This window comes from Rhizobium metallidurans, assembly GCF_014196505.1.
Classification (GTDB): domain Bacteria; phylum Pseudomonadota; class Alphaproteobacteria; order Rhizobiales; family Rhizobiaceae; genus Rhizobium; species Rhizobium metallidurans.
The window spans coordinates 91,988-116,411 of sequence record NZ_JACIDW010000005.1; the positions used below are offsets into that span (position 1 = coordinate 91,988).

A 24,424-nucleotide genomic window follows, 5' to 3' on the forward strand; every position below is an offset into this window, starting at 1 on the left:
CCCTATTTCACCTACCGATATGGGCCATGCGTCCTCTGCACGCAAGCTCCATCGCCGATTTATGCCGGACAACGCCCCCGTCGTCCGTCGATCGGTCGTCCCGCAGACCTCATAATCTCACATCGCGCAATCATTAAGACAGAATTCCTTCGATATGGTTTTCATACAGGGCGAGCGCCGAATGCTGACGACATCGTGATCTCGTGTGCGCGCCGAGCGCCGGAGCGAAAGCCGAGACAAGTATGCCTGGAGCTGATAGTGGCGGCGCTGCGACCCAAGAAGGAGAAGAGGCATGACGACGTTTTCGGCACAGGTGGCGTGGCAGCGCGGTGAGGACAACTTTATCGACGGGCGCTACAGCCGCGGCCACAGCTGGTCCTTCGACGGTGGCATCACGGTGCCGGCTTCCGCGTCTCCTCACAATGTGCCTTTGCCCTATGCGGTGGCGGAGAATGTCGATCCGGAGGAAGCCTATGTGGCGGCACTCTCCAGCTGCCACATGCTGTTCTATCTTTGGATCGCATCGAAAAAGCGCATCGGCATCGACAGCTATGTCGATGATGCGCTCGGCGTGATGGAGAAGGTCGACGGACGAATGATGGTCAGCCGTGTCGAACTGCGTCCGAAGGTCGTCTATGCCGATGAGATTCCAACGCGGGAGGTCGAGGCAGCGATGCACCATCAGGCGCACGAGCTCTGCTTCCTCGCCAATTCGGTGAAGACCGTGATCGAAATCAGGCTCGACCGAGCCTGATCTTCCATCGGATCTCGGCGTCAGATGTCGAGGTTTTCCGCGAACGCTGCGCGATCCTGGATGAACCGGAAGCGGGCTTCCGGCTTCGTGCCCATGAGATCGTCGACCGCCGTGCGCGTGCCCTCGAAATCCACCTCGTCGATCAGCACGCGCAGCATGGTGCGCTTGCTTGGGTCCATGGTGGTTTCCTTGAGCTGCGCCGGCAGCATTTCGCCGAGACCTTTGAAGCGGCTGATCTCGACCTTCGTCTTGCCCTTGAACTCCGTCTCCATCAGCTCGGCACGGTGACGGTCGTCACGCGCATAGGCCGATTTGGCGCCCTGCGTGATCTTGTAGAGCGGCGGAACGGCGAGGAACAGGTGACCGCCGCGAACGAGCTCGGGCATCTCCTGATAGAAGAAGGTGATGAGCAGCGAGGCGATATGCGCCCCGTCGACGTCGGCATCGGTCATGACGATGATGCGTTCGTAGCGAAGGTCTTCCTCGCGGTATTTCGAGCGCGTGCCGCAGCCGAGGGCCTGGACGAGGTCGGAGAGCTGCTGGTTGGCGCCAAGCTTTTCGCGGCCGGCGCTGGCGACGTTCAGGATCTTGCCGCGCAGCGGCAGGATCGCCTGGTTGGCGCGGTTGCGCGCCTGCTTGGCGGAGCCACCGGCCGAATCCCCTTCTACGATGAAGAGTTCGGCGCCCTGGGCGGTGTTCTGCGAGCAGTCGGCAAGCTTGCCGGGCAGGCGCAGCTTGCGCACGGCGGTCTTGCGGTTGACTTCCTTTTCCTTGCGGCGGCGCAGGCGCTCCTCGGCGCGCTCGATGACCCAGTCGAGCAGCTTGGCCGTTTCGTTCGGATTGTCGGCGAGGTAGTGGTCGAAGGGGTCGCGCAGCGCGTTTTCGACGATGCGCTGCGCTTCGACCGTGGCAAGCTTGTCCTTCGTCTGGCCGACGAATTCCGGCTCGCGGATGAAGACCGAGAGCATGCCGACGGCCGAGATCATCACGTCGTCCGTGGTGATCTGTGCGGCTCGCTTGTTCTGCGTCAGCTCGCCATAGGCCTTGAGGCCCTTGGTCAGCGCGATGCGAAGGCCGGCCTCGTGGGTGCCGCCTTCGGGTGTCGGAATAGTGTTGCAATAGGAGTGAACCTGCGGGTCGCCGCCATACCACGTGATCGCCCATTCGAGCGAGCCGTGGCCGCTGGTCTTCTCCGTCTTGCCGGCGAAGATCTCGCGGGTGACGGTGAACTCCTTGCCCATCGTCGCCTGCAGATAATCCTTCAGGCCGCCGGGGAAGTGGAAGACCGCCTTGTCGGGGATCTCGCCGCCTTCTGCGACGACACCAGGATCGCAGCTCCAGCGGATCTCGACGCCGCCGAACAGATAGGCCTTCGAGCGCGCCATGCGGAAGACGCGGCCGGCATCGAACTTGGCGTGATCGCCGAAGATCTGCGGGTCCGGATGGAAGCGCACGCGCGTACCACGGCGGTTGTGAACGTCGCCCAGTTCCTCAAGGCCACCCTGCGGAATACCGCGCGAAAAGCGCTGGCGATAGAGCTTGCGATTGCGCGCGACCTCGACTTCGAGAACATCCGAGAGCGCGTTGACGACCGACACGCCGACGCCGTGCAGACCGCCCGATGTCTCGTAGGCCTTGCCGTCGAACTTGCCGCCGGCATGCAGCTTGGTCATGATGACTTCGAGCGTCGACTTGCCGGGAACCTGCGGGTGGTTCTCGACCGGAATACCGCGCCCGTTGTCGCTGACGGTCAGGAAGCCCATCGCGTCGAGATGCACTTCGATGAAATTGGCGTGGCCGGCGACCGCTTCGTCCATCGAGTTGTCGATGACTTCGGCGAAGAGGTGGTGAAGGGCCTTTTCGTCGGTGCCGCCGATATACATGCCCGGCCGCATGCGGACCGGCTCGAGACCTTCCAGAACGCGGATCGACGAGGCGCCGTAGTCCTCGGACGTGGAGCTCGCCGGCGGCGCCTGCCGTGGCGCGGCACTGGCGGCAGCGCTCGGCGCAGCCGGAGCGGCAGCGGGTGCCGTCTCGGCCGGCTGGGGCGCATCCTCCTGCTTCTTGGTCAGGGGCATTCCGGAAAAGAGGTCGTTGCTATCGTCCATGGAGCCGTTCAGATCTTCATCTTGTCGTGGGCTGGCCGCTTGCGCTTGAGCCCGACCCAAAATCACCGCAATTCATGCCACGTTTGCGAATCAGGCAGAGTCTGCCAGAAAGCACCTCGATACGCGACGCCGCCTCGTCGGGCGGACTTTCTTCAAGAAATGATTTGCGTCCTGGGTCGCCGAATGGCAAGCGGCCAGACGCATCAGGGAACCTTGCGCATGCGAATGTCCACAAGTCATTGCATAACGATCACAGCAATTGCGGCCTTTTTCATGTTCGCACACGCCGATATCAGCACAGCCGACACCTTGCCGCCGTTCAAGGACGACCTGTTCTCGACGCAGACGACGCTTCAGACCGGCAATGACGGCGCCTTCGATGTCATCGATTACGACGAGATGCGCGACATCAACGGTCGCGACCAGATCCCGGAAAAACGCACGCAGCAGAAATACGTCTCGCTCGGCATCCGCAAGCTGCAGAACAACGAGACGCTGTCGCTCGACGGCGTCAAGCTCGACGTTGCGAGGGTAGGGCCGAGCACTGGCGCCGCCTTTACGGTCATCTTCGTCCACGGCCGAAACGGCGACCGCCGCCTCGGCGTCAACGATTACACCTTCGGCGGCAATTTCAACCGGCTGAAGAACCTCGTCGCCGGCAATGGTGGCGTCTATTACGCGCCCTCGGTCAAGACGTTCGACAGCGATGGCGTGACCGCCGTCGCCGGCCTGGTGCGCTATGCCAGCGCCCAGGCGCCGGGCCGGCCGATCATCCTCACCTGCGCCTCCATGGGAAGCCAGATCTGCTGGGGTGCGACGCGTGACGCCGAAACGGTAAAGCGGCTCAAGGGAATGGTCATCATGAGCGGCGTCGCCGATCCCGATTTTGCGAAGAGCGCCTTCTACAAGGCCAGGCTGCCGCTCTGGTTCGCCCATGGCAGCCGCGATCCGACCTATGCCGCCGCCGACCAGCAGGCGCTCTTCGAAACGCTGGTCAAATCGGGCTATCCGACGCATTTCACCCTGTACCAGACGGGAAATCACGGCACGCCGATCCGCATGATCGACTGGCGCCGGACGCTGAACTGGATACTGGCCTCCAAAAATTGAGGGGCCAGCCATGGTTTAGGCAACGCGGCCGACAAATTTTAAGCATTTGCGCCGCAAAACGCCGCAATTTCCCTTACGTAAGCGTCCGAAACCTTTTCATTGCCGCATGCTTTTGCTAAGGCCGTCCTGACCGAGAAATGGGGAAGGCCGGCATGACACCTGACGTGCGCCCGCTTGTGGCGGGAAACTGGAAAATGAACGGCACGCGTGCCTCGCTGGATCAGATAAAGGCGATTGCTTCGGGCGTGCAGGGTCCTCTTTCCAACAAGGTGGAAGCGCTGATTTGCCCGCCGGCGACGTTGCTCTACGTCGCGACCGCGCTCTGCACCGATAGCCCGCTCGCCATCGGCGCGCAGGATTGCCACCAGAACCCCGAAGGCGCCCATACCGGCGATATCTCGGCCGAAATGATCGCCGATTGCTTCGGCACCTATGTCATCGTCGGCCATTCCGAACGTCGTACCGATCACGCAGAGACGGACCATCTGGTGCGCGCCAAGGCGGAAGCCGCCGCCGCCGCCGATCTCACCGCGATCGTCTGCATCGGCGAGACCGCGGCCGAGCGCCAGGCGGGCCAGACGCTCGATATCATCAAGCGGCAGCTGTCGGCCTCCGTGCCGGAGAACGCCACGCCCGAAACCACCGTGATCGCCTACGAGCCCGTCTGGGCGATCGGAACCGGTGTGACGCCAACCGTCGAGGACGTCGAGAAGGCGCATGCCTTCATGCGCGCCGAGCTGGTCGCACGCTTCGGCGACAACGGCCGCAAGTTCCGCATCCTCTACGGAGGCTCGGTCAAGCCAGGCAACGCCTGGGAACTGATGGGCGTCGCCAATGTCGACGGCGCGCTGATCGGCGGCGCGAGCTTGAAAGCAACCGATTTCCTCGCCATCTACGGCGCATACGAGGCGTTGCTCTCTTGAGATGCGTGTATATTCCAGGCCGAAGGGCTTGGAATAGCGGATCACCTCATGTAAAGAGCGCCAGAATTTTACTTTATGCCCGCTTCGCGCCGGCAGGACTGGACCCATGCAGACCGTATTGATTGTCATTCATCTCATGATCGTGCTGGCGCTTGTCGGCGTTGTGCTTATCCAGCGCTCCGAAGGCGGTGGCCTTGGTATCGGCGGCGGTTCGGGCTTCATGTCGGCGCGCGGCACGGCAAATGCGCTGACCCGCACGACCGCGATCCTCGCAGCACTCTTCTTCATCACCTCGCTCGGCCTCGGCGTATTGAACCGCTACGAAAGCCGTCCGACGGATATCCTGAACCGCATTCCGGCAACGAGCGGGCAGGGCAACGGCATTCTCGATTCGCTTGGCGGCCAGCAGAACGGCGCCGCCGCTCCGGCGGCTCCCGCGGCTCCTGCCGGCAACGGTGTTCCGACCGGCGGCGACGCACCTGCTGCTCCAGCCGCTCAGGCTCCCGCCGCGACCGCTCCGGCTGCCCCTGCAGCCACCGCACCGGCTCCCGCCGCGACCACGCCGGCCCCGGCAGCGACTGAAACCGCTCCGGCAGCACCGCAGGCCACCACGCCTGACGCTCCGGCCCCGGCGACTGCTCCGAGCGGCCAGTAAGCCGCACGACACATACACCGCCGGCAGGCCCCAGGGTCTGCCGGTTTTCTTTTGTCTTGAAGTCACCGACAGCGATCGCCCGGCAACCGCGGGAAGAATGCTGTTAAATTGGAGCCCTAAAATTCAGGACATGAATTTTAGGGCTGGTGGAATCGTTTTTGAAAAGGTAAGCGGTAGCTCCCATGGCGCGATACGTATTCATCACTGGCGGCGTGGTTTCCTCTCTCGGTAAAGGAATTGCGGCCGCCGCTCTCGGAGCGTTGCTGCAGGCCCGTGGTTACCGGGTGCGGCTGCGCAAACTCGACCCCTATTTGAACGTGGATCCGGGCACCATGAGCCCGACCCAGCACGGCGAAGTCTTCGTCACCGACGATGGCGCGGAAACCGATCTCGATCTCGGCCACTACGAGCGCTTCACCGGCCGCTCGGCCACCAAGACCGACAACATCACCACCGGCCGCATCTACAAGAACATCATCGACAAGGAACGCCGCGGCGACTATCTCGGCGCGACCGTTCAGGTGATCCCGCACGTCACCAACGAGATCAAGGATTTCGTGATCGAGGGCAATGACGAATACGATTTCGTCATCTGCGAAATCGGCGGCACCGTCGGCGACATCGAGGCGATGCCCTTCATGGAAGCCATCCGCCAGCTCGGCAATGACCTGCCGCGCGGCACGGCGGTTTATGTTCACCTGACGCTGATGCCCTATATCCCGGCAGCCGGCGAGCTGAAGACCAAGCCGACCCAGCACTCCGTCAAGGAACTGCAGGCGCTCGGCATCCACCCCGACATCCTCCTAGTGCGCGCCGATCGCGAAATCCCGGAAGCCGAGCGCCGCAAGCTCTCGCTGTTCTGCAACGTCCGCGAGAGCGCCGTCATCCAGGCGCTCGACGTCGCCAACATCTACGACGTGCCGATCGCCTACCACAAGGAAGGCCTCGACAACGAAGTTCTGGCCGCCTTCGGCATCGAACCGGCGCCCAAGCCGCGTCTCGATTCCTGGGAAGAGGTCTGCAATCGCATCCGCACGCCCGAGGGCGAGGTCACGATCGCGATCGTCGGCAAGTACACCGGCCTCAAGGACGCCTACAAGTCGCTGATCGAAGCGCTGCACCATGGCGGCATCGCCAACCGTGTGAAGGTCAATCTCGAGTGGATCGAATCGGAAGTCTTCGAAAAGGAAGATCCGGCGCCCTACCTCGAAAAGGTCCACGGCATCCTCGTGCCCGGCGGTTTCGGCGAGCGTGGCTCGGAAGGCAAGATTTTGGCCGCCCAGTTCGCACGCGAGCGCAATGTTCCCTATTTCGGTATCTGCTTCGGCATGCAGATGGCAGTCGTCGAAGCCGCCCGTCATCTGGCCGGCATCGAAAAGGCCTCGTCGACCGAGTTCGGCAAGACCGACGAGCCGGTGGTCGGCCTGATGACCGAATGGGTCAAGGGCAACGAGCTGCAGAAGCGCAACGCGGCCGGCGACCTCGGCGGCACCATGCGCCTCGGCGCCTACAAGGCCGCGCTCAAGAAGGACACCAAGATCGCCGAGATCTACGGCTCGACCGACATCTCCGAGCGCCACCGCCACCGCTACGAAGTCAACATCGACTACAAGGACCGCCTGGAAAACTGCGGCCTCGTCTTCTCCGGCATGTCGCCGGACGGCGTGCTGCCCGAGACCGTCGAATATCCTGACCATCCCTGGTTCATCGGCGTGCAGTACCACCCGGAACTGAAGTCGCGCCCGCTCGAACCACACCCGCTGTTCAAGAGCTTCATCGAAGCGGCGACCGAGCAGAGCCGGTTGGTCTGATCCAGCCCGAGCTTGACGAATTTCATCGTCGCTTCCATCTTGTAGAAGACAGAAGGAGGCGACGATGACGTCTGCAGTGCGCAAGAGGCAGGAAACGCTCAAGGCGGCCGGGATGCGGCCCGTCCGAATTTGGGTGCCTGACACACGTGCGCCCGGATTTGCTGAGGAATGCCGCCGTCAATCACTGCTGATAGCAAAAGCTGATGAGACGGATGCCGATCTCGGCTCCTTCATGGACGAAGCACTTGCCGACATCGATGACGAAGAATGAGACGAGGTGATCTTGTCACCGTCTCGATGCAAGGGGATTTTGGAAAACCGCGTCCCGCGCTCATCATTCAAGCCGACCAATTCGATCTGACTTTCAACGTTACCGTGCTGCTTCTCTCCGGCACCTTGATCGACGCACCGCTCGTCCGCGTGACAGTGGCGCCGAACGCTGAGAACGGACTAAGGAAGATTTCGCAAGTCATGATCGATAAGACGATGACCGTTCGGCGCGAAAAGGTTGGCCCAACGTTCGGCAGTCTTGACGGTGATACTATGCTTTCAATCAGCAGCCTTCTAGGCTGTGGTGACAATTTAACTATTTGATCCATAGCATGATGCTTGCGAGCTTTATGAAGCCGAGGAAGTTGTGGGCGAGCTTGTCGTAGCGCGTTGCGATACGCCGCCATTGTTTGAGCTTGGCGAAGAAGCTCTCAATGCCCCATCGCTGCTTGTAGGCAAGGCGATCATAGGCATGTTGGTGCTTGCGATGTCGGCGTGGCGGAATGACTGGCTCGCCGCCTTGATCAAGAATGATGTCATGCAAGCTGTCGGCATCATAGGCGCGATCCGCGAGCACCTGTTTGGCTGGCAGAGCGCGGATAAGGTCGCAAGCCGGTGCCATGTCGTTTTGTTGACCAGGGCCGAGTTGAAAGCGAACCGGCAATCCCAGTGCATCGACTACCGCATGGATTTTGCTGCCAAATCCACCTCGGGAGCGGCCGAGAGCCTGGGCTTGCGCTCCCCCCTTTTTCGCCGCCCGCCGGCGGCTTGGGCCTGCGCCCGGATAACCGTGGCGTCGATGGACAACCACTCCATGTCCGGATCGACAGAAACGGCTTCGAAAATCCGGTCGAATATGCCCTGCTCGATCCAACGGTAATAGCGCCGTTTGACCGTCTGATAGGGGCCGAAACGGTCTTCCGGCAGATCACGCCAGCGCGCTCCGGACCGGGCAAGCCACAGTATCGCGTCGAAGAACCGGCGCCCATCACTGCGAGGACCGCGCCTGCCTTTGCGACCACCGGGCACAAACGGCTTCAGCCGCTCCCACTGGTCATCTCGAAGAACCTCACCATCCATCGCCGACCTCCAAAAGTCAGCCTTGAATCTGATTTGCAACTCAAATGGAATCCCGGATCGTTAAATTGTCACTAAAGCCTAGCCCTTTTCCTGGGATTTGCCTAAGCGGTCGCTTTGGAAACGCCCGTCAGCTTGCGAAAGCAAAAACCGCCGACATCCAACGATGCGGCGGCTCCGTCATTCCCAAATCTGCACCTCGCCGCCTCAGGCCGCGCGCTGTCCCCGCGCGGGAGCTCCGGATTGCGTCCCCTGATCGCGGATCGCTCCGCGCCGATTGAGCTTGAAGTGGTTGACCAGCTCGGCGAGCAACGCCGCACCCGATGCGAGTTCCGAGCTGATGCCGGTCGTGCGCTCCACCATGCCGGCGTTCTGCTGCGTCATCCGGTCGATCTGCGAGACCGCGTTGTTGATCTCCGAAAGGCCGGTCGATTGCTCGGCGGCGGCCGTCGCCAGCGCGGTCATGTTGGTGTCGATCGATTCGACGAAGGTCTCGATCTCGTTCAGCGCCGTGCCGGTCGCATCGACGAGGCGAACGCCTTCATTGACTTCCTTGCCGGAATTCTCGATCAGGCCCTTGATCTCCTTGGCGGCCTTGGCGGAGCGCTGCGCCAGTTCGCGCACTTCCTGGGCAACGACGGCGAAACCCTTGCCGGCTTCGCCCGCGCGCGCCGCCTCGACGCCGGCATTGAGCGCCAGAAGGTTGGTCTGGAAGGCGATCTCGTCGATGACGCCGATGATCTGGCCGATCTCCTTCGACGCCGAGGCGATCCGCTGCATGGCGGTGATCGTCTCGCGCACCACGGCGGCGGACGTCGAGGCAGAGGCGCGCGCGCTCTGCACCAGCTTGCGCGTCGCCTGCGTGTTCTCGGTCGAGGACTTGACGGTCGCCGTGACCGTTTCAAGCGCCGCCGACGTCTCCTCCAGCGAGACCGCCTGTTCCCTTGTCCGGGCCGAGAGCTGTTCGGCGGCGTCGCGCATTTCCTGGCTGTTGCCGTTCAGCGCGTTGGTCTGCTGCAGCACCTTCACCAGCGTCGCCTGGAACGCGCCGATCGAGGTGTTGAAATCGCGGCGCAACGTCTCGAATTCGCCGACGAAGGGCTCGTCGATCGTCTGCCGGATATTGCACTCGGAGAGGCGGGCAAGCCCGGCGCCGAGATCGTTGACGACCTTCATCCGCTCGGTGACATCGGTCGCGAACTTCACGACCTTGAAGACGCGGCCGGAGGCATCGAGGATCGGGTTGTAGGAAGCCTGGATATAGATCTCGCGCCCGCCCTTGCCGATCCGCTTGAATTGGTCGGCCGCGAACTTGCCGGCGGCGAGGTTTGCCCAGAAGGCCTTGTAGGTCGGGCTGCGGCTGTAATCGTCTTCGCAGAACATCGCATGATGCTTGCCGACGATCTCGCCGAGCGAATAGCCGAGCGTCGATAGAAAGTTCTCGTTGGCGGTGATGATGTTGCCTTCAGGCGTGAACTCGATCACCGCCTGCGCGCGCGACAGCGCCTCGAGCTTGCCCTTGTCCTCGGCCGCCTGCTTCTTGGCGGCGGTGATATCGGTCGCGAACTTCATCACCTTGTAGGGCTTGCTGCCGCGATAGATCGGATTGTACGTCGCCTCGATCCAGATCTCGCGGCCGCCCTTGGCGATGCGCCTGTACTGGCGCTGGTCGAACTTGCCTTCGCCGAGACGCGCCCAGAAATCGGCATACTCCTTCGAGTTCGCCTCGGCCGGATCGACGAACATCCTGTGATGCTTGCCGACGATCTCGCCGAGCTCATAACCGACCGCCTTGCAGAAATTCTCGTTGGCCGTCAGAATCTTTCCGTTGAGATCGAATTCGATGATTGCCTGCGACTTGTTTAGCGCGTCCAGCACCGCGCTGCTGGAAGAGCCGATGCTTGATAGAAATCCGACCATTGGACAAACCCCGATATGCCAAGCGTGCCAAACCGCACGCCGGGCGAATCTATGGGATTTGAGTAAATATTCGCTAAATCTCTATTAGTGTTGAGTTTTTTGGATTATGCGACCTTTGGTAGAGGGCCGGTGTAGATCGAGCGGGGACGGATCAATCGGCCGTTGAGTGCCTGCTCGCGGACTGCGATAGATTGCGGGTGCACGCGGCTCGTGGTTAAAATGGGCAATCACTGTTTTTGCCGGCTTCCAAGTTGGCGGAGGGGACGTTATGCCGATCGGATCGATCCATAGACCGGGAGTGATCATCGCCGCGACGATCCTGCTCTGGGCGGATATCGCACCGGCTCAGTCGGCTGGCTGCGCGCTCGAGCGCGTCGCGGGCTCGTCGCGCCAGATCATGCGCTGCGCCGATGGTGTGACTGTCACCGCCGAAGGTGGCGCGCGCTTCAGGCTTGTCGACAGCAACGGCGACGGTCGCCCCGATTCGGTGTCGTTGCGCGAAAAGGCGGTGCTCGTCGATGTCGATCGCGCCAGGCGCGGCAATGGCTTCCAGGTGGTGACGCCACAGGCGATCGCCGCCGTGCGCGGTACGCGTTGGGCCGTCGACGTCAAGAACGGCACCACATCGGTCTTCGTGGTGCGCGGCCGTGTCGCCGTCGGCAGGCCGTCGGCAAGGTCGACGGTCGTGCTGGCGCCGGGCGAGGGCGTGGACGTGTCGAGCAACAGTGGTGCGCTCACCGTGCGGCGTTGGCCGCAGGCGCGCGCGGCGGCGCTTCTCGCGCGGTTGGGCCAGTAGTCGCCCATGCAGGCCAGACGGCTTCTTATGACGATATCGATGATCGCGGCCGCCCTTTGGGCCGGCGCGCTCGGCTATCTCCACATGCAGGGCAATGCCGGCTTTCTCGACCGCATGGAAGCATCGCTGGCCGACCTCAGGAGCCATCTTCTCGGGCCGGTCAGCGCGCCCTCGGTCGTCAGCATCGTCGCGATCGATGATCGGACGGCGAGTGCCAATGGATACCCCTTGAGCAGGGCAACACTTGCGCGCCTGGTGGAAACCATCGGCGCGCTCAAGCCGAAGGTCATCGCGCTTGACCTGCTGCTCGTCGATCCGGGTCCCGAGGAGGGTGATCGGGCGCTGGCCGATGCGCTGAAGAGCGTGCCGAGCGTCGTCGCCGCGGCCGGTGTCTTTCCCTTAAGTGTCCAGTCGGTGACATCGAGCGCCGAAGACCCGCTGGCGACCATTCCGGTGGCGGATCGGATGATGCTGCCGATCGCCCGCTTCGCCGATTCCGCTGCTATCGGCGTCGTCAACGTGTCGACCGACCAGGGTGGTACGCCGCGCTATGTTCCGCTGATCTCGCGCGGCGCGCAGCGGGTCGATGCCTCGTTTCCGTTGCGCGTCGCGTCGCTGGCGCTTGGCGTCAATCCGGCGTTCACGCCCGCGACCCTGACTTTGGGCGACAGACGTCTTCCCACCGATGTCGGGCAGCGCCTGCCGCTGACCTTCTACGGTCCGCGCGGAACGATCCCCACTTTCAGCGCAGCCGATGCGCTGGCCGGTGGGATCGATGCCGAGGCGATCGAGGGCAGGGTGGTCGTGATCGGCTCGACCGTGACTGGCGGCGGCGATGTCTTTCCGACGCCGTTCGATCCGGTTCTGCCCGGCGTCGAGGTGATGTCAACGGCTATCACCCGGTTGATATCAGGCGACAACATCGTGCGCGACGGCAATGTGCGCTCCTTCGACGCGCTGCTCGGCGTCATGCTACCGGTACTCGTTATCAGTCTGCTCGGCTGGCGGCGCAGCGCCGCGGCATATAGCGCCATCGCCGCCGTGGTGCTGGCGTGGCTGGTGTTCAACGTCGTCGCCTTTTCGCATGGCTACTGGTTCAGCGCCGCGCTGCCGATCGCCGCGACGCTGCCGCCGGTGTTGTTGTTCGGCGCGATGGAACTGTGGCTGGATCGCCGCCGCGCCACGCATTTCGCGGCGCAAAGCGATCTCCTCCAGCGAATCGAGGCGCCCGGCCTCGGCGAATGGCTTGCGCGTGATCCATCCTTCTTGTCGCGCCCGGTGCGTCAGGAAGCCTCGGCGGTGTTCGTCGACCTGTCTGGCTTCACCGGATTGAGCGAGGCGATCGGCGCGGCACGGGTGCAACAGGTGCTGAGTGGCTTCTTCGAGCTCGTCGATGACGAGGCGCGTGCTCATGGCGGCGCGATCACCAGTTTCATGGGCGACGGCGCGATGATCCTCTTCGGGTTGCCGCGACCAGCCGACGACGACGCCTTGCGGGCGGCTGCCTGCGCCGTCGGGCTTGGTAACCGCCTGAGGGCGTGGCTTTCAGCCGATCCGGGGCTCTCCGGGCGCAAGATCGGCTTCAAGATCGGCGCCCATTGCGGCCCCGTCGTTGCGTCGCGTCTTGGCACCGGTGCGCGCCAGCAGATCACCGCGACCGGCGATACCGTCAACGTCGCGAGCCGCCTGATGGAAGTGGCGGCAAGTCGCGGTTTCGAGCTGGCGCTCAGCGCCGCGTTGATGAGCGCGGCGGGGGCGGAGGCAACGCCCAGCCAGCAGGGTGATCTCGGAGGCCCGGTCTCCGCCAGGATCCGGGGTCGCGCCGAAAGCATCGATGTCTTTCTGTGGCGCGGACATCCGCTTTGACATTTGTCGTGTGACGCAGTAGGAACAGCCCAACTTTTCAACCGGCAAGTTCCGGACGGCGCACCGTGCGCCCGATTATTCCGAAAGACAGACAAAATGACAGAGATAAGCGGCGTCGTTCCGGCGATCGGCAAGGCGTTGGCGAAGCGCGGTTACTCCGAGCTCACCCCCGTTCAGCAATCCATGCTCGATCCGGCCCTTGCCGCATCCGACGCGCTGGTGTCGGCGCAGACCGGCTCCGGCAAGACGGTTGCCTTCGGCCTTGCCATGGCGCCGACCCTGCTTGGCGACGACGATCGCTTCGAGCCGGCCGCCACCCCGCTTGCACTCGTCATCGCCCCGACCCGCGAGCTGGCGCTTCAGGTCAAGCGCGAGCTGGAATGGCTCTACGAGATGACCGGTGCCGTCATCGTCAGCTGCGTCGGCGGCATGGACATCCGCAGCGAGCGGCGTGCGCTCGAGCGTGGCGCGCACATCGTCGTCGGCACGCCGGGTCGCCTTTGCGACCATATCCGCCGCCGCGCGCTCGACATGTCCGATCTGAAGGCCGTCGTTCTCGACGAAGCCGACGAGATGCTCGACCTCGGCTTCCGCGAAGACCTCGAATTCATTCTCGATGCGTCCCCGGACGATCGCCGCACGCTGATGTTCTCGGCGACCGTGCCGGCCGCGATCGCCAAGCTCGCCAAGAGCTACCAGAAGAACGCCGTGCGCATCGCCACCACGACGGAAGAAAAGCAGCACGTCGATATCGAATATCGCGCGCTGGCCGTCGCTCCGAGCGACCGCGAAAACGCCATCATCAACGTCCTGCGATACTACGAGGCGACCAACGCCATCGTCTTCTGCTCGACCCGCGCCGCCGTCAACCACCTGACAGCCCGCTTCCATAACCGCAATTTCGACGTCGTCGCGCTCTCGGGTGAACTGACGCAGAACGAGCGCAGCCACGCGCTGCAGGCAATGCGCGATGGCCGCGCCCGTGTCTGCATCGCCACCGACGTCGCCGCCCGCGGCATCGACCTGCCGGGCCTCGATCTCGTCATCCATGCCGACCTGCCGACCAATCCGGAAACCCTGTTGCACCGCTCGGGCCGCACCGGCCGCGCCGGCCGCAAGGGTGTCAGCGCGCTGATCGTGCCGCTGAATGCCCGCCGCAAGGCCGAGCGTCTGCTCGACAATGCCGGCATCGCCGCCACCTGGGCGCTGCCGCCGTCGGCCGAGGAAGTGATCGCCCGCGACGAGGAACGTCTGCTCGCCGATCCGATCTTCGAGGAAGCGCCGCGCGAGGAAGAGCAGGACATCGTCAAGCGCCTCCTCGACGCGCATGGCGCCGAAAAGCTCGCCAACGCTTTCGTCAACCTCTATCGCGCCAAGCAGTCGGCGCCGGAGGATCTGATGGAGATCAGCCTGCAGGCCGGTCCGCGCAAGCCGCGCGACAATGCCGATGGCCCGCGCGATACGAGCCCGCGTGGACCGCGCGACGATTTCGGCCCCAGCGTCTGGTTCTCGTTGTCGGTCGGCCGCAAGCAGAACGCCGAGCCGCGATGGCTGATCCCGATGATCTGCCGCAACGGCAACCTGACCAAGCGCGAGATCGGCGCCATCAAGATGCAGTCGGAAGAGACCTTCGTCGAGATCGCCGCCGGCAGCGCCGATGCCTTCCTCGCGGCAACCGGCCCGAACAAGACGATGGAGCGCGGCATCCGCGTCAGCCGTCTGCCCGGTACGCCGGAATTCGGTCGCCAGGATTACGGCAAGCCGGATTTCAATAAATCGGGTCCGAAGCCCTACGCCGCCAAGAAGAGCTATGACGACCGTCCGCGCGACGGTGGCTTCAAGAAGGGACCGCGCAGCGATGCGGCACCATCCGGCGAGCGCGACAGCAAGCCGTGGAGCAAGCCCGGCAAGCCCAAGTTCGAAGGCAAGCCCAAGTTCGAGGGTAAGCCGAAATACGAAGGCAAGCCGAAGTTCGACGGCAACGGCCCGAAGCCGAAATTCTCCAAGAAGAAGGGCTGAGGCCCAAAGCGTGACGGCGAGGATCGCATGCGCCGCCGGTCGTTCGGATGATCCTGATTTTCAGGGCACCACTCGACCTGGTAGCCATGCCTCGCCGTTTCTCATATCAAGCAATCGCGAAACATGAATCGCGCGATTGCCGATCCGGATCGGGCGGCGCCATGCATGATAAAACCGAACGCATGACATCCGTTTCCATTGACGATGGTGTTCAACCACAAACGCGCACGTCTTCCTTCGACGCCAGCGCCTTCATCGCCAAGAATCTCCGGCTTTTGCCCGTCCCGGGCCTCTCAAATATCCAGCTCTACACCGCTCATTCCGGCAGCCGCCTGTCACGGCTCGGCGGCACTGATCCCGACGCACCGGCGCCGTACTGGGCCTATGGCTGGGGCGGCGGTGCGGTGCTGGCGCATCACATCGCTGAACATCCGCATCTCGTGCGCGGCCGCCGCGTGCTCGATCTGGGTACCGGGTCCGGCCTCGTGGCGATCGTCGCTGCCAAGGCAGGCGCGACATCCGTGGTCGCCACCGACATCAACGAAAACGCCATCGCTGCCGCCCGCCTCAATGCGGCCGCCAACGGTGTCGAGATCGATCTTATCCACGCCGATCTCCTCGACGGTCAACCGCCTGCGGTCGATATCGTGCTCGCCGGTGATCTCTTCTATGACGAAGCACTGGCAAAGCGCACGCTGGCCTTTCTCGAAACCTGCCGTACCGCCGGCATCGACGTCCTGATAGGCGATCCCTATCGCATGCCGCTGCCAACCGGGAAGCTGCGCTGCATCGCCGAGTATTCCGTGCCGGATTTCGGTCTGGGTTGCGACGGAGCGGAGGTGCGCGCCGGCATTTTCAGCTTGGCCACGCTTCCTGACCGCTAGCCAATTCCAGGCGCTCCAGTGTCAGCCTGCCGCCACCTGCAGGTCCAACAGAACCCTCATGGCCTCTTCCGCGTCCGCCGTTGGCACGAAGACGTGATCGTGATGATATGCGGCCACCATGTTGCAGGAGATGTTGTGATTGGCGAGCGCGGTCGCGACGGCCGCCGTTAGTCCGACACCTTCAAGCGACGAAAACACGGTGAGCGTGATCCGTCGCATGGTGAGTGTGGTGTCGAATCCCAGTCGCAGAGCGTCGCCATGTGCGAGTATCAAGGACACGCCTTCGGCTTCCCGAAACCAGCCGAGCGAGATTGGTGCAGCCAGCATCGCGAGCTGCTCGTCTTCAGTCGTGCAGAACACATAGTCCGCAGCGTCAAGGCTTGGCGTCATGCCGCGCAGCATGGCCTTGGTGTTGCGAACCGGCTGGGTGGTCATGATCGTGCGTCCCGGCTGTGGTTGAAGATGCGTCGAGTGTGGAACAAGCGCGATATCCGCACAAGTCACCGCAATAACAGCAATTAGTCGGGTGCGCCCGACCGAGCGTTCAGACGAGCAGCTCCGGACGGATCAACATAACCTCGCATGCCCCGCCGGCCGCGAGCTCCGGCGCATGCGGCGGCCTTATGATGAGGCAGTCTGATTCCGCGAAGATCTTCATCATCGACGAATCCTGCTTGCCGAATGGCTCCACCCGAAGATCGCCCGATGGCGAACGCACCGCTCTTGCCCTGACATAATCCTGCCGCTGGTCGTTCGCCTTCATGCTCACGGCGGCCTCCGCCATGGCGGCCCGCTTGACCGGAGGCAGAGACGCGAGCTTGCGGATCAGCGGCTCGAGGAACAGCAGGCCGCAGACGAGGCTGGAAACCGGGTTGCCTGGCAGGCCGAGCACATGCGTATCGCCGAAACTGCCGACCATCAGCGGCTTTCCGGGGCGCATGGCGATCCGCCAGAAATCGAGCTCCATGCCCGCATCGAGCAAGGTCGCCTGCACGAGATCGTGGTCGCCGACGGATGCGCCGCCCAGCGTGACGATCACGTCCGCCTTGGCTTTTCTTGCTCGCTCGACGGCGGTCGTGATCGCGGCCTTGTCATCGGCGACGATGCCGAGATCGAGCACCTCGGCGCCGGCCTTGCGCGCGAGTGCCGCAATGCCGAACGTGCTGGAAGCAATGATCTGCGAGGGGCCCGGCTGCTGGCCCGGCGTCACCAGTTCGTCGCCGGTCGCAAGCAGCGCGACCAGAGGCTTGCACCGGACGTCGAGCGTCGCGTGGTTCATGCCGGCGGCAACCGTCAGTCGCGAAAAATCGACTACTGTGCCGGCCATCAGCACCGGCGCGCCCTCGACAAAGTCCTGCCCGCGCGGACGCACATGCTGGCCCGGCCGCACCGCATAGGTGGTGCGGATGCCGCTTTCGGTCTTTTCCGCATCCTCCTGCAGCAATACGCTGTCGGCGCCCTCTGGAACCGGCGCACCGGTGAAGATCCGCACGGTCTCGCCTGCGCCGACCGTGCCGCCGAAGGCATGGCCGGCCGAGGACGTCCCGATCAACAGGAGTTCGCTGCCTGGCTGAAGGGCATCCTCGCCGCGCAGCGCATAGCCGTCCATCGCCGATGAATTGAAGGGCGGCTGTGTCAGCCGTGCCGCGACGTCGGTGGCGAGAACACGACCATCCGCTTCAGACAATGAAACGGTCTCGACCGCCATCACGGGCTTTGCCCGCGACAGCAGCCGTTCCTGCGCTTCGGCAACGGGCAGAAGGCTCATCTCGCATGCTCCGGATGCTTGAAGTCGCCCGACTTCCCGCCCGATTTCTCAAGCAGTCGGATGCCGCCGATCTCCATTGCCTTGTCTGCCGCCTTGGCCATGTCGTAGATCGTCAGGCAGGCAACCGAGACGGCCGTCAGCGCTTCCATCTCGACGCCGGTCTTTCCCGTGAGCTTGGCGGTCGCGGTGACGCGCAGGCCGGGCAGGGCGCCGTCCTCGCTGATGTCGACGGAAACCTTCGTCAGCATCAGCGGATGACAGAGCGGGATGAGATTGCTGGTCTGCTTGGCGGCCATGATGCCGGCCAGCCGCGCCGTGCCGATCACATCGCCCTTCTTGGCGTTGCCCTCGAGGATCAGCCGAAGCGTCGCGGGCGCCATCTTCACGTGGCCTTCGGCCGTGGCGATACGGGTGGTGTCGGCCTTGTCGCCGACATCGACCATATGCGCTTCGCCGGCCGCGTCGATATGGGTCAGACCGGCCTTCTCTCCACTCATCTTACTCGGCCGCCAGCGAGGTCTGGCCGAAGAGCAGCGCCTGCGTCGCCGCCGTCACATCGTCCTTGCGCATCAGGCTCTCGCCGACGAGGAAGGTGTTGATGCCGAAAGCCTGCAGCCGCTTGCAATCCTCATGCGTGAAGATGCCGCTTTCGCCGACCAGCAGCCTGTCATCCGGCACCATGGCCGATAGCTCCTCGCTGACGCTGAGGCTGACCTCGAAGGTTCTGAGATTGCGGTTGTTGATTCCGACCAGCGGCGACGAGAGCTTCAGCGCCCGTTCCATCTCGTCTGCGTCATGCACTTCGACGAGCACGTCCATGCCAAGCCCGAAGGCTTCGTCCTGCAGGCGTTCCGCATCGCTGTCCGTGAGCGAGGCCATGATCAGCAGAATGCAATCGGCGCCCCAGGCGCGGGCTTCCTGCACCTGATAGGTCTCGAACATGAAATCCTTGCGCAGCGCCGGCAGCTTGCAGGCCGCCCGCGCCGCCATCAGAAACTCGGGCGCGCCCTGGAAGCTCGGTGTATCCGTCAGCACGGAAAGACAGGCTGCGCCGCCGAGTTCGTAAGCTTCGGCCAGAGCCGGCGGATCGAAGTTCGGCCGGATCAGGCCCTTGGAGGGGCTTGCCTTCTTGATCTCGGCGATCAGGCCGAACTCGCCCGCATCGCGCTTGGCGATCAGCGCCTTGTGGAAGCCGCGCGGCGGCGTCTGCTCCTGCTGTAGCGCCTTCAGATCGGCGAGCGAAACCCTGGCTTTCGCCGCGGCGATCTCTTCGCGCTTGTAGAGTTCGATCTTCTGCAGAATGTCGGTCATGTCGGTATCCTAGTCCAGGTCGTTGGATACGGCGACAAGTTTGTCGAGCGCACCCGCGGTCGCGCCGCTGTCGAGCGACTGGGCGGCGAGCCGCATGCCGTCATGCAGCGTTTCCGCCTTGCCGGCGATGACGAGCGATGCGGCGGCATTGGCCAGCGCGATATCGCGGTAGGCGTTCTTCGCGCCGCTGAGCACGTCGCGCAGCGCAGCCGCGTTGACGACGCCGTCGCCGCCCTTGATGGCCTCGAGTTCGACCGTATCGACGCCGAAATCGGCCGGCGACAGTTCGAAGCTGCGGATCTTGCCACCCTCGAGCGCCGCCACGCTGGTCTTGCCCGTTGTGGTGATCTCGTCGAGGCCGTTGCCGTGCACGACCCACACGCTCTCGGACCCGAGGTCGCGCATCACCTCGGCGATCGGCATGACGAGCTGCGGCGAATAGACACCAAGCAGCTGACGCCGTACGCCGGCCGGATTGGAGAGCGGGCCGAGAACGTTGAAGATCGTGCGCGTGCCGAGTTCGACGCGCGACGGGCCGACATGGCGCATCGCCGAGTGGTGCTGCTGCGCGAACATGAAGCCGACGCCGGCCTCGCGGATGCAGCGCGAGATGATCTCGGGCGTTACGTCGAGCTTGACGCCCAGCGCCGCCAGGCTGTCGGCAGCACCCGATTTGGAGCTCAGAGCGCGGTTGCCGTGCTTGGCGACGGGCACGCCGGCGCCGGCGACGATCAAGGCCGCCAGCGTCGAGATGTTGTAGGTGCCGCTGGCGTCGCCGCCCGTGCCGACGATGTCGATGGCGTCGGCGGGTGCTTCCACCGTCAGCATCTTCGAACGCATGGTCGTGACGGCGCCGACGATCTCGTCGACGGTCTCGCCGCGAACCCGAAGCGCCATCAGGAAGCCGCCGATCTGCGAAGGCGTTGCCTGGCCGGACATCAGGATGTCGAAGGCCTCGCGGGCCTCCTCGCGCGTGAGAGGTTCGCGGCTTGCTGCCTTCGCCAGGAGGGGCTTCAGATCGGTCATGCGTTCAATGTCCCCTTAGCGTGATGCTGCCTGTTCGGCGAGCTGCTGGTTGACCGAGACGCCATACTGCGTCTGCAGCAGCGAGACCATCTGATCCAGGATATCGTCACCGGCGGCGTTGGCGATGGCGTTGATCTGCTGGTCCTGGTTTGCAAGCACGTCGCCTGTCGGCTCGGTGTTCACCTCGGTCACCTTCATCAGGATCTGTGTCGTCGGATCGGCGCCGACAGCGGCCGCGATCGTGTCGATCGGGCCGGAGAAGGCGGCGTTGACACCAGGCGTTCCGAGAACCGCGTCGTCCATGCCGCGGGTGATGCCGCTCTTGGTTTCGACGGAGATGCCGAGCGGCGCGGCGATATCGGCAAGCGCGGTGCCCTTCTGGGCCTGCTGCTTCAGCTCGTCGGCCTTCTTGGCGAGTTCGATCTTCTGCTGCTCGGCCGTCCAGTCGGCGACGGCCTTGTCGCGCACTTCGGCAAGCGGGCGGTCGCGCTCGGGCGTGACCTCACCCAGAGCGAACCAGAGATAGCCATCCGTGCCGATCGACAGCGACGGGACGTCCGCGCCTGCTTCGGCGCGGAATACGGCGCTCAGCACCTGCTGCTGTTCCGGAATGTCCTTGACGGCGTTGCCCGCCTTGTCGAGGCCCGTTGCATCGACGGCGTCGATGGTGACAGCCTTGAGCTTAAGCTGCGTGGCGATCTGGTCGAGCGTCGAGCCCGAGCTGCGCATTTCCTCGATCTGATCGTGAACGGTGATCATCTGCTGCGATGCGTTGGCGACGGCGAGCTGATTGCGCAGGTCTTCCTTGACCTCGTCGAAGGTCTTCGCGCTCTCGGGCTTGATGTTGGTGACGCGCAGGATCACCGGGCCGAAGCTGCCTTCGACGACCGGCGACGTGCCGCCGCTGCGGGAGACGGCGAAGGCCGCGTCGGCGAGCGACAGATCGGGAACGTTGTCCTTGGTGAACTCGCCGAGCATCACGTCGTTGGCGGTCTTGCCCTGGTCGGTCACCAGCTGGTCGAAGGTCGTGCCGGTCTTCAGCGCGTTGGCGGCCGCGTCGGCGAGATCCTTGTTCTGGAAGGTCAGCTGCTCGATCGTGCGGCTCTCCGGCGTGCGGTAGGTGTCCTTGCGCTTCTCGAAATCCTCGCGGATCTGATCGTCGGTCACCGTTCCAGCGTCGGCGATGTCGGCCGGCTGCAGTTTCAGATAAGTGAACTTGCGGTACTCGGGCGCGCGATACCGCGGCTTGGCGCCTTCGAACCATTTCGCCAGAACGTCGTCCGCCGGCGCCTTGATCGGCTCGATATTGGCGTTGGTGAGCAGCAGATAATCGATGCCCCGGCTTTCCTGGCGATAGAGCTTGAGGGAATCGACGAGCGTCTTCGGCGGCGTGAAGCCGTTCGAGATCGCATCGACGATCTGGCTGCGGACCGCGACCTTGCTGCGCTCGTTGATATAGTCGTCCTCGCGGATGCCGGCATTGCGCAGGCGCGAGGTGAACAGCGAACGGTCGAACTGGCCGTTGACCGCCTTGAACGCCGGGTCGTCGCCGATCAGCTTGGCCAGGCGGTCTTCGGAGAGGCCGAGATTCATGTCCGCCGCGAGCTGGTCGAGCGAAGCGCCGGCAACCAGCTGCGAAATCACCTGCTGTTCGACGCCGAAGGCGCGCGCCTGTTCGGGCGTCAGGCGCATGCCGAACTGCTGGCTGAGGTTCGAGACCTGGCGCTGATAGGCGAGACGGTACTCGTTGACGCCGACCTCCTGGTCGCCGACCTTGACCACGGTCGTGCTGGTGCTGCCGGTGAGCAGGGAGCTCGACACGCCCCAGATGCCGAAAGAGGCGACAAGGAGCAGCAACAGGAGCTTGGCGGCCCAGGTCCGGGCGGCTCTACGGAGAAGATCGAACATCGAAACGCAAACCTCGCAATATATTCGCCCGTTCGCGGGCAAAGCATTGGACGTTCCTTAGAGCAAACGCATCAGGAATTGAAGGGTTATCGCGCGAAAACATCCGCGCTATATCAGCCCCGTTTCGCGGCGCCGACCAACGACAAAAGATGCTCGCTTGCGGAACCTTTGGCGGCGCTATTTCGTTGAACAGCATTCCCAGGAAACAGGAGCAAACAATGGCCGACATGAAAACCGCCTCCGCACAGTCCACAGCCGCGCGCGTCAAGGCGGAAATCGCAACGGACGATCTGTCCGCGCAGGTGGCCGCGTTGCGGGAAGATCTGGCGCGTTTGTCCGAGAGTGTCGTTGCGCTGGGGCAGGGCGCCAAGACCGCCGTTGCCGATGAAGCCTCGGTCCTGACGGAGCGCGTTCGCGACAAGGTCCGCGAGGAGCCAATTCTCGCGATCGCGGTGACCGCCGGCGTGGCATACTTGTTTGGCCTGATGAGCCGCCGATAGAATATCTCGACGGAGACCGGATGGGCCGAGCCGCAAAGCTCGGCCTCAGACTGCTGACAAACCCCTGGCTCTTGCTGGGGGTTTGTGATTCACTGGGACATGTTGAAGAAACCTGCTCCCGAACAGACGGCTCTCGAGATGGTGACGCTCGACAGTCTGGTTCCCAAGGATCACCTGCTTCGCAAGATCGATGCGGTGATCGACTTCACCTTTATCCATGATCGCGTTGCCGGGCTTTATTGCGCCGACAACGGCCGACCGCCGCTCGATCCGACCTTGATGTTCAAGGCGCTGTTCATCGGCTACCTGTTCGGTATCCGCTCGGAGCGTCAGCTGGTGCGTGAGATTGAGGTCAATGTCGCCTATCGCTGGTTTCTGCGGATGAAGCTGACGGACGGGGTGTTCGATGCCTCGACGCTCAGCCAGAACCGGCGGCGGCGCTTCAACGATACGTCGGTCGCCCAGGACATCTTCGACCACATCGTCGAACAGGCGATCGGCCACGGCCTGGTCGACGGTACCGTTCTTTATACCGACAGCACGCATCTGAAGGCCAATGCCAACAAGGGCAAGTACGATCTCGAGATGGTCGCCAAGTCGCGTTCCGACTACTGGGCCGATCTCGACCGGGCGATCGAGGCCGAGCGGGCGCTGCATGGCCAGAAGCCCTTGAAGGAGAAGGAGCGCGAGCCCGAGATCAAGCAGACCAAGGTCAGCCGCACCGATCCCGACAGCGGCTACATGGTGCGCGACGGCAAGCCCAAGGGCTTCTTCTATCTCGATCACCGCACCGTCGATGGCCGTCATGCGATCATCACCGACACCCATGCGACGCCGGCCAACGTGCATGACAGCATCATCTACCTCGACCGGCTGGACCGCCAGCGCGAGCGCTTCTCTTTCGACGTCAAGGCGGTGGGCCTGGATGCCGGCTATGCGACTTCAGGCATCGCCAACGGCCTGGAGGATCGCGCCATCCTCGGCGTCACCGGTTATCGCAACCCGACCCCGCCGAAAGCCGGCATGATGCGCAAGTCGAAGTTCGTCCATGACGCCGAGGTGGATGGCTATCGTTGCCCCGAAGGCCAGTTGCTTACCTACGCCACCACCGACCGCAACGGCTATCGCCACTACACGTCAGACCCGGTGATCTGCCGCGATTGCCCGCTTCTGGCGTCGTGCACATCGAACGGCAAGGCGGTGCGCACCATCACCCGCCATGTCTGGGCCGATGCCCGCGAGCGCACCGATGCCAACCGGCTCAAGCCCTGGGGCAAGGCGGTCTATAAACGGCGCAAGGAGACGGTCGAGCGATCCTTCGCCGATGCCAAACAGCTGCATGGCCACCGCTACGCGCGGTTCCGAAGTCTCGTTCGGGTCCAATGCCAGTGCCTGATGGCCGCAACCGCCCAGAACATCAAGAAGATCGCAATGGCCCTCACCAAGGCCAGCCAACCGAGCCCCGCATGAGCAAGCGGCCATCCGAAAGCCTCGTTCAAAACAGCCGATCCAGCGCGCAACTCAGAACAAAATAAACCCCGCCAAAAAATGACGGGGTTTGTCAGCAGTCTGAAGGGCCGGGAAACCGGCCCTTTTTCTTTTGCACACATCGCACGCACGAAATCAGTGCATGACTCGCGTTTGACGCGAATCGTATTGCAATAGGCCCTCGAATCATCTTAGCTTACTATAACTTCTAAGAGATGATTTCCTTGTGC

Annotated in this window: 22 protein-coding genes; 13 read left to right on the forward strand and 9 right to left on the reverse strand. The window is 63.5% G+C overall.

The features are described 5' to 3' along the window. Positions 1-292 precede the first annotated feature (292 nt). Positions 293-754, forward strand: coding sequence for an OsmC family protein (locus tag GGQ67_RS11050; protein ID WP_183900218.1), 462 nt, complete (start codon positions 293-295; stop codon positions 752-754). Positions 755-774: 20 nt separating this feature from the next. On the opposite strand, the gene parE is transcribed toward GGQ67_RS11050, so the two are convergent. Next, positions 775-2,862 carry a DNA topoisomerase IV subunit B gene (gene parE, locus GGQ67_RS11055; protein WP_183900219.1) on the reverse strand — a complete coding sequence of 696 codons (2,088 nt, stop codon included), beginning with the start codon at positions 2,860-2,862 and terminating at the stop codon, positions 775-777. Between the two features lie 219 nt (positions 2,863-3,081). Between parE and GGQ67_RS11060 the strand changes: the two genes are divergently transcribed. The 6 genes from GGQ67_RS11060 (at position 3,082) to GGQ67_RS11085 (ending at position 7,955) form a co-directional block, all read left to right on the forward strand. Further along, positions 3,082-3,972, forward strand: coding sequence for a dienelactone hydrolase family protein (locus tag GGQ67_RS11060; RefSeq protein ID WP_183900220.1), 891 nt, complete (start codon positions 3,082-3,084; stop codon positions 3,970-3,972). A 152-nt stretch (positions 3,973-4,124) separates the two neighbouring features. Then, positions 4,125-4,895 (forward strand): triose-phosphate isomerase, encoded by a 771-nt coding sequence (gene tpiA, locus GGQ67_RS11065; protein WP_183900221.1) that lies wholly within the window; start codon positions 4,125-4,127, stop codon positions 4,893-4,895. Between the two features lie 106 nt (positions 4,896-5,001). Further along, positions 5,002-5,550 (forward strand): preprotein translocase subunit SecG, encoded by a 549-nt coding sequence (secG, locus tag GGQ67_RS11070; RefSeq protein WP_183900222.1) that lies wholly within the window; start codon positions 5,002-5,004, stop codon positions 5,548-5,550. Positions 5,551-5,732: 182 nt separating this feature from the next. Next, complete coding sequence (pyrG, locus tag GGQ67_RS11075) at positions 5,733-7,361, forward strand: CTP synthase (protein ID WP_111561478.1); 1,629 nt, start codon at positions 5,733-5,735, stop codon at positions 7,359-7,361. A gap of 64 nt (positions 7,362-7,425) precedes the next feature. Next, on the forward strand, positions 7,426-7,632 hold the full coding sequence (locus tag GGQ67_RS11080) for an antitoxin MazE family protein (RefSeq protein ID WP_183900223.1): 207 nt from the start codon (positions 7,426-7,428) through the stop codon (positions 7,630-7,632). Beyond that, positions 7,629-7,955, forward strand: coding sequence for a type II toxin-antitoxin system PemK/MazF family toxin (locus GGQ67_RS11085; RefSeq protein WP_183900224.1), 327 nt, complete (start codon positions 7,629-7,631; stop codon positions 7,953-7,955). The genes GGQ67_RS11080 and GGQ67_RS11085 overlap by 4 nt, the downstream gene beginning before the upstream one ends. Here GGQ67_RS11085 and GGQ67_RS11090 read toward each other — a convergent pair. Beyond that, positions 7,948-8,711 (reverse strand): IS5 family transposase gene (locus tag GGQ67_RS11090; protein ID WP_183900225.1). Its coding sequence is split into 2 segments (ribosomal slippage): positions 7,948-8,384 and positions 8,384-8,711, totalling 765 coding nucleotides; the frame shifts between segments, so codons are not numbered across the junction. The genes GGQ67_RS11085 and GGQ67_RS11090 overlap by 8 nt on opposite strands. 204 nt (positions 8,712-8,915) lie before the next feature. Continuing rightward, complete coding sequence (locus GGQ67_RS11095) at positions 8,916-10,628, reverse strand: methyl-accepting chemotaxis protein (protein WP_183900226.1); 1,713 nt, start codon at positions 10,626-10,628, stop codon at positions 8,916-8,918. A 268-nt stretch (positions 10,629-10,896) separates the two neighbouring features. Here GGQ67_RS11095 and GGQ67_RS11100 point away from each other — a divergent pair, with 268 nt between their 5' ends. The 4 genes from GGQ67_RS11100 (at position 10,897) to GGQ67_RS11115 (ending at position 16,193) form a co-directional block, all read left to right on the forward strand. Further along, on the forward strand, positions 10,897-11,424 hold the full coding sequence (locus GGQ67_RS11100) for a FecR domain-containing protein (protein ID WP_183900227.1): 528 nt from the start codon (positions 10,897-10,899) through the stop codon (positions 11,422-11,424). A 6-nt stretch (positions 11,425-11,430) separates the two neighbouring features. Next, on the forward strand, positions 11,431-13,290 hold the full coding sequence (locus GGQ67_RS11105; RefSeq protein ID WP_183900228.1) for a CHASE2 domain-containing protein: 1,860 nt from the start codon (positions 11,431-11,433) through the stop codon (positions 13,288-13,290). A 96-nt stretch (positions 13,291-13,386) separates the two neighbouring features. Next, positions 13,387-15,309, forward strand: a complete 1,923-nt coding sequence (locus tag GGQ67_RS11110) for a DEAD/DEAH box helicase (RefSeq protein ID WP_183900229.1) — start codon at positions 13,387-13,389, stop codon at positions 15,307-15,309. Between the two features lie 47 nt (positions 15,310-15,356). Next, positions 15,357-16,193, forward strand: a complete 837-nt coding sequence (locus tag GGQ67_RS11115) for a class I SAM-dependent methyltransferase (protein ID WP_246400164.1) — start codon at positions 15,357-15,359, stop codon at positions 16,191-16,193. 21 nt (positions 16,194-16,214) lie between these two features. Here the strand turns inward: GGQ67_RS11115 and GGQ67_RS11120 are convergent, their stop codons facing one another. The 6 genes from GGQ67_RS11120 to GGQ67_RS11145 all read right to left on the reverse strand — a co-directional run bounded on the left by GGQ67_RS11120 (position 16,215) and on the right by GGQ67_RS11145 (position 22,206). Continuing rightward, complete coding sequence (locus GGQ67_RS11120; RefSeq protein ID WP_183900231.1) at positions 16,215-16,628, reverse strand: ACT domain-containing protein; 414 nt, start codon at positions 16,626-16,628, stop codon at positions 16,215-16,217. Positions 16,629-16,737: 109 nt separating this feature from the next. Continuing rightward, positions 16,738-17,961, reverse strand: coding sequence for a molybdopterin molybdotransferase MoeA (locus GGQ67_RS11125; RefSeq protein WP_183900232.1), 1,224 nt, complete (start codon positions 17,959-17,961; stop codon positions 16,738-16,740). Beyond that, positions 17,958-18,458: a cyclic pyranopterin monophosphate synthase MoaC gene (gene moaC / locus GGQ67_RS11130; RefSeq protein ID WP_183900233.1), complete on the reverse strand. Its 501-nt coding sequence runs from the start codon at positions 18,456-18,458 to the stop codon at positions 17,958-17,960. Before moaC ends, GGQ67_RS11125 begins: the two co-directional genes overlap by 4 nt. A gap of 1 nt (position 18,459) precedes the next feature. Next, positions 18,460-19,272, reverse strand: a complete 813-nt coding sequence (gene trpC, locus GGQ67_RS11135; RefSeq protein WP_183900234.1) for an indole-3-glycerol phosphate synthase TrpC — start codon at positions 19,270-19,272, stop codon at positions 18,460-18,462. A gap of 9 nt (positions 19,273-19,281) precedes the next feature. Next, the gene (gene trpD / locus GGQ67_RS11140) at positions 19,282-20,298 is read right to left on the reverse strand and encodes an anthranilate phosphoribosyltransferase (RefSeq protein WP_183900235.1); all 1,017 of its coding nucleotides are present in this window, start codon (positions 20,296-20,298) and stop codon (positions 19,282-19,284) included. A gap of 15 nt (positions 20,299-20,313) precedes the next feature. Further along, entirely contained in the window at positions 20,314-22,206 is a 1,893-nt protein-coding gene (locus GGQ67_RS11145) for a peptidylprolyl isomerase (protein ID WP_183900236.1), read from the reverse strand. 218 nt (positions 22,207-22,424) lie between these two features. Here GGQ67_RS11145 and GGQ67_RS11150 point away from each other — a divergent pair, with 218 nt between their 5' ends. Both GGQ67_RS11150 and GGQ67_RS11155 read left to right on the forward strand, forming a co-directional pair. Continuing rightward, positions 22,425-22,706: a hypothetical protein gene (locus GGQ67_RS11150; protein WP_018899882.1), complete on the forward strand. Its 282-nt coding sequence runs from the start codon at positions 22,425-22,427 to the stop codon at positions 22,704-22,706. Between the two features lie 99 nt (positions 22,707-22,805). Continuing rightward, positions 22,806-24,176, forward strand: a complete 1,371-nt coding sequence (locus tag GGQ67_RS11155) for an IS1182 family transposase (RefSeq protein WP_183900237.1) — start codon at positions 22,806-22,808, stop codon at positions 24,174-24,176. The last annotated feature ends 248 nt before the right edge of the window (positions 24,177-24,424 follow it).

What these genes read in the sequence shown, in the direction of transcription:
- GGQ67_RS11050 (WP_183900218.1), top strand. Translation starts at nt 293, where the DNA reads ATGACGACGTTTTCGGCACAGGTGGCGTGGCAGCGCGGTGAGGACAAC.
- parE (WP_183900219.1), bottom strand. Translation starts at nt 2,862, where the DNA reads ATGGACGATAGCAACGACCTCTTTTCCGGAATGCCCCTGACCAAGAAG.
- GGQ67_RS11060 (WP_183900220.1), top strand. Translation starts at nt 3,082, where the DNA reads ATGCGAATGTCCACAAGTCATTGCATAACGATCACAGCAATTGCGGCC.
- tpiA (WP_183900221.1), top strand. Translation starts at nt 4,125, where the DNA reads ATGACACCTGACGTGCGCCCGCTTGTGGCGGGAAACTGGAAAATGAAC.
- secG (WP_183900222.1), top strand. Translation starts at nt 5,002, where the DNA reads ATGCAGACCGTATTGATTGTCATTCATCTCATGATCGTGCTGGCGCTT.
- pyrG (WP_111561478.1), top strand. Translation starts at nt 5,733, where the DNA reads ATGGCGCGATACGTATTCATCACTGGCGGCGTGGTTTCCTCTCTCGGT.
- GGQ67_RS11080 (WP_183900223.1), top strand. Translation starts at nt 7,426, where the DNA reads ATGACGTCTGCAGTGCGCAAGAGGCAGGAAACGCTCAAGGCGGCCGGG.
- GGQ67_RS11085 (WP_183900224.1), top strand. Translation starts at nt 7,629, where the DNA reads ATGAGACGAGGTGATCTTGTCACCGTCTCGATGCAAGGGGATTTTGGA.
- GGQ67_RS11095 (WP_183900226.1), bottom strand. Translation starts at nt 10,628, where the DNA reads ATGGTCGGATTTCTATCAAGCATCGGCTCTTCCAGCAGCGCGGTGCTG.
- GGQ67_RS11100 (WP_183900227.1), top strand. Translation starts at nt 10,897, where the DNA reads ATGCCGATCGGATCGATCCATAGACCGGGAGTGATCATCGCCGCGACG.
- GGQ67_RS11105 (WP_183900228.1), top strand. Translation starts at nt 11,431, where the DNA reads ATGCAGGCCAGACGGCTTCTTATGACGATATCGATGATCGCGGCCGCC.
- GGQ67_RS11110 (WP_183900229.1), top strand. Translation starts at nt 13,387, where the DNA reads ATGACAGAGATAAGCGGCGTCGTTCCGGCGATCGGCAAGGCGTTGGCG.
- GGQ67_RS11115 (WP_246400164.1), top strand. Translation starts at nt 15,357, where the DNA reads ATGATCCTGATTTTCAGGGCACCACTCGACCTGGTAGCCATGCCTCGC.
- GGQ67_RS11120 (WP_183900231.1), bottom strand. Translation starts at nt 16,628, where the DNA reads ATGACCACCCAGCCGGTTCGCAACACCAAGGCCATGCTGCGCGGCATG.
- GGQ67_RS11125 (WP_183900232.1), bottom strand. Translation starts at nt 17,961, where the DNA reads ATGAGCCTTCTGCCCGTTGCCGAAGCGCAGGAACGGCTGCTGTCGCGG.
- moaC (WP_183900233.1), bottom strand. Translation starts at nt 18,458, where the DNA reads ATGAGTGGAGAGAAGGCCGGTCTGACCCATATCGACGCGGCCGGCGAA.
- trpC (WP_183900234.1), bottom strand. Translation starts at nt 19,272, where the DNA reads ATGACCGACATTCTGCAGAAGATCGAACTCTACAAGCGCGAAGAGATC.
- trpD (WP_183900235.1), bottom strand. Translation starts at nt 20,298, where the DNA reads ATGACCGATCTGAAGCCCCTCCTGGCGAAGGCAGCAAGCCGCGAACCT.
- GGQ67_RS11145 (WP_183900236.1), bottom strand. Translation starts at nt 22,206, where the DNA reads ATGTTCGATCTTCTCCGTAGAGCCGCCCGGACCTGGGCCGCCAAGCTC.
- GGQ67_RS11150 (WP_018899882.1), top strand. Translation starts at nt 22,425, where the DNA reads ATGGCCGACATGAAAACCGCCTCCGCACAGTCCACAGCCGCGCGCGTC.
- GGQ67_RS11155 (WP_183900237.1), top strand. Translation starts at nt 22,806, where the DNA reads ATGTTGAAGAAACCTGCTCCCGAACAGACGGCTCTCGAGATGGTGACG.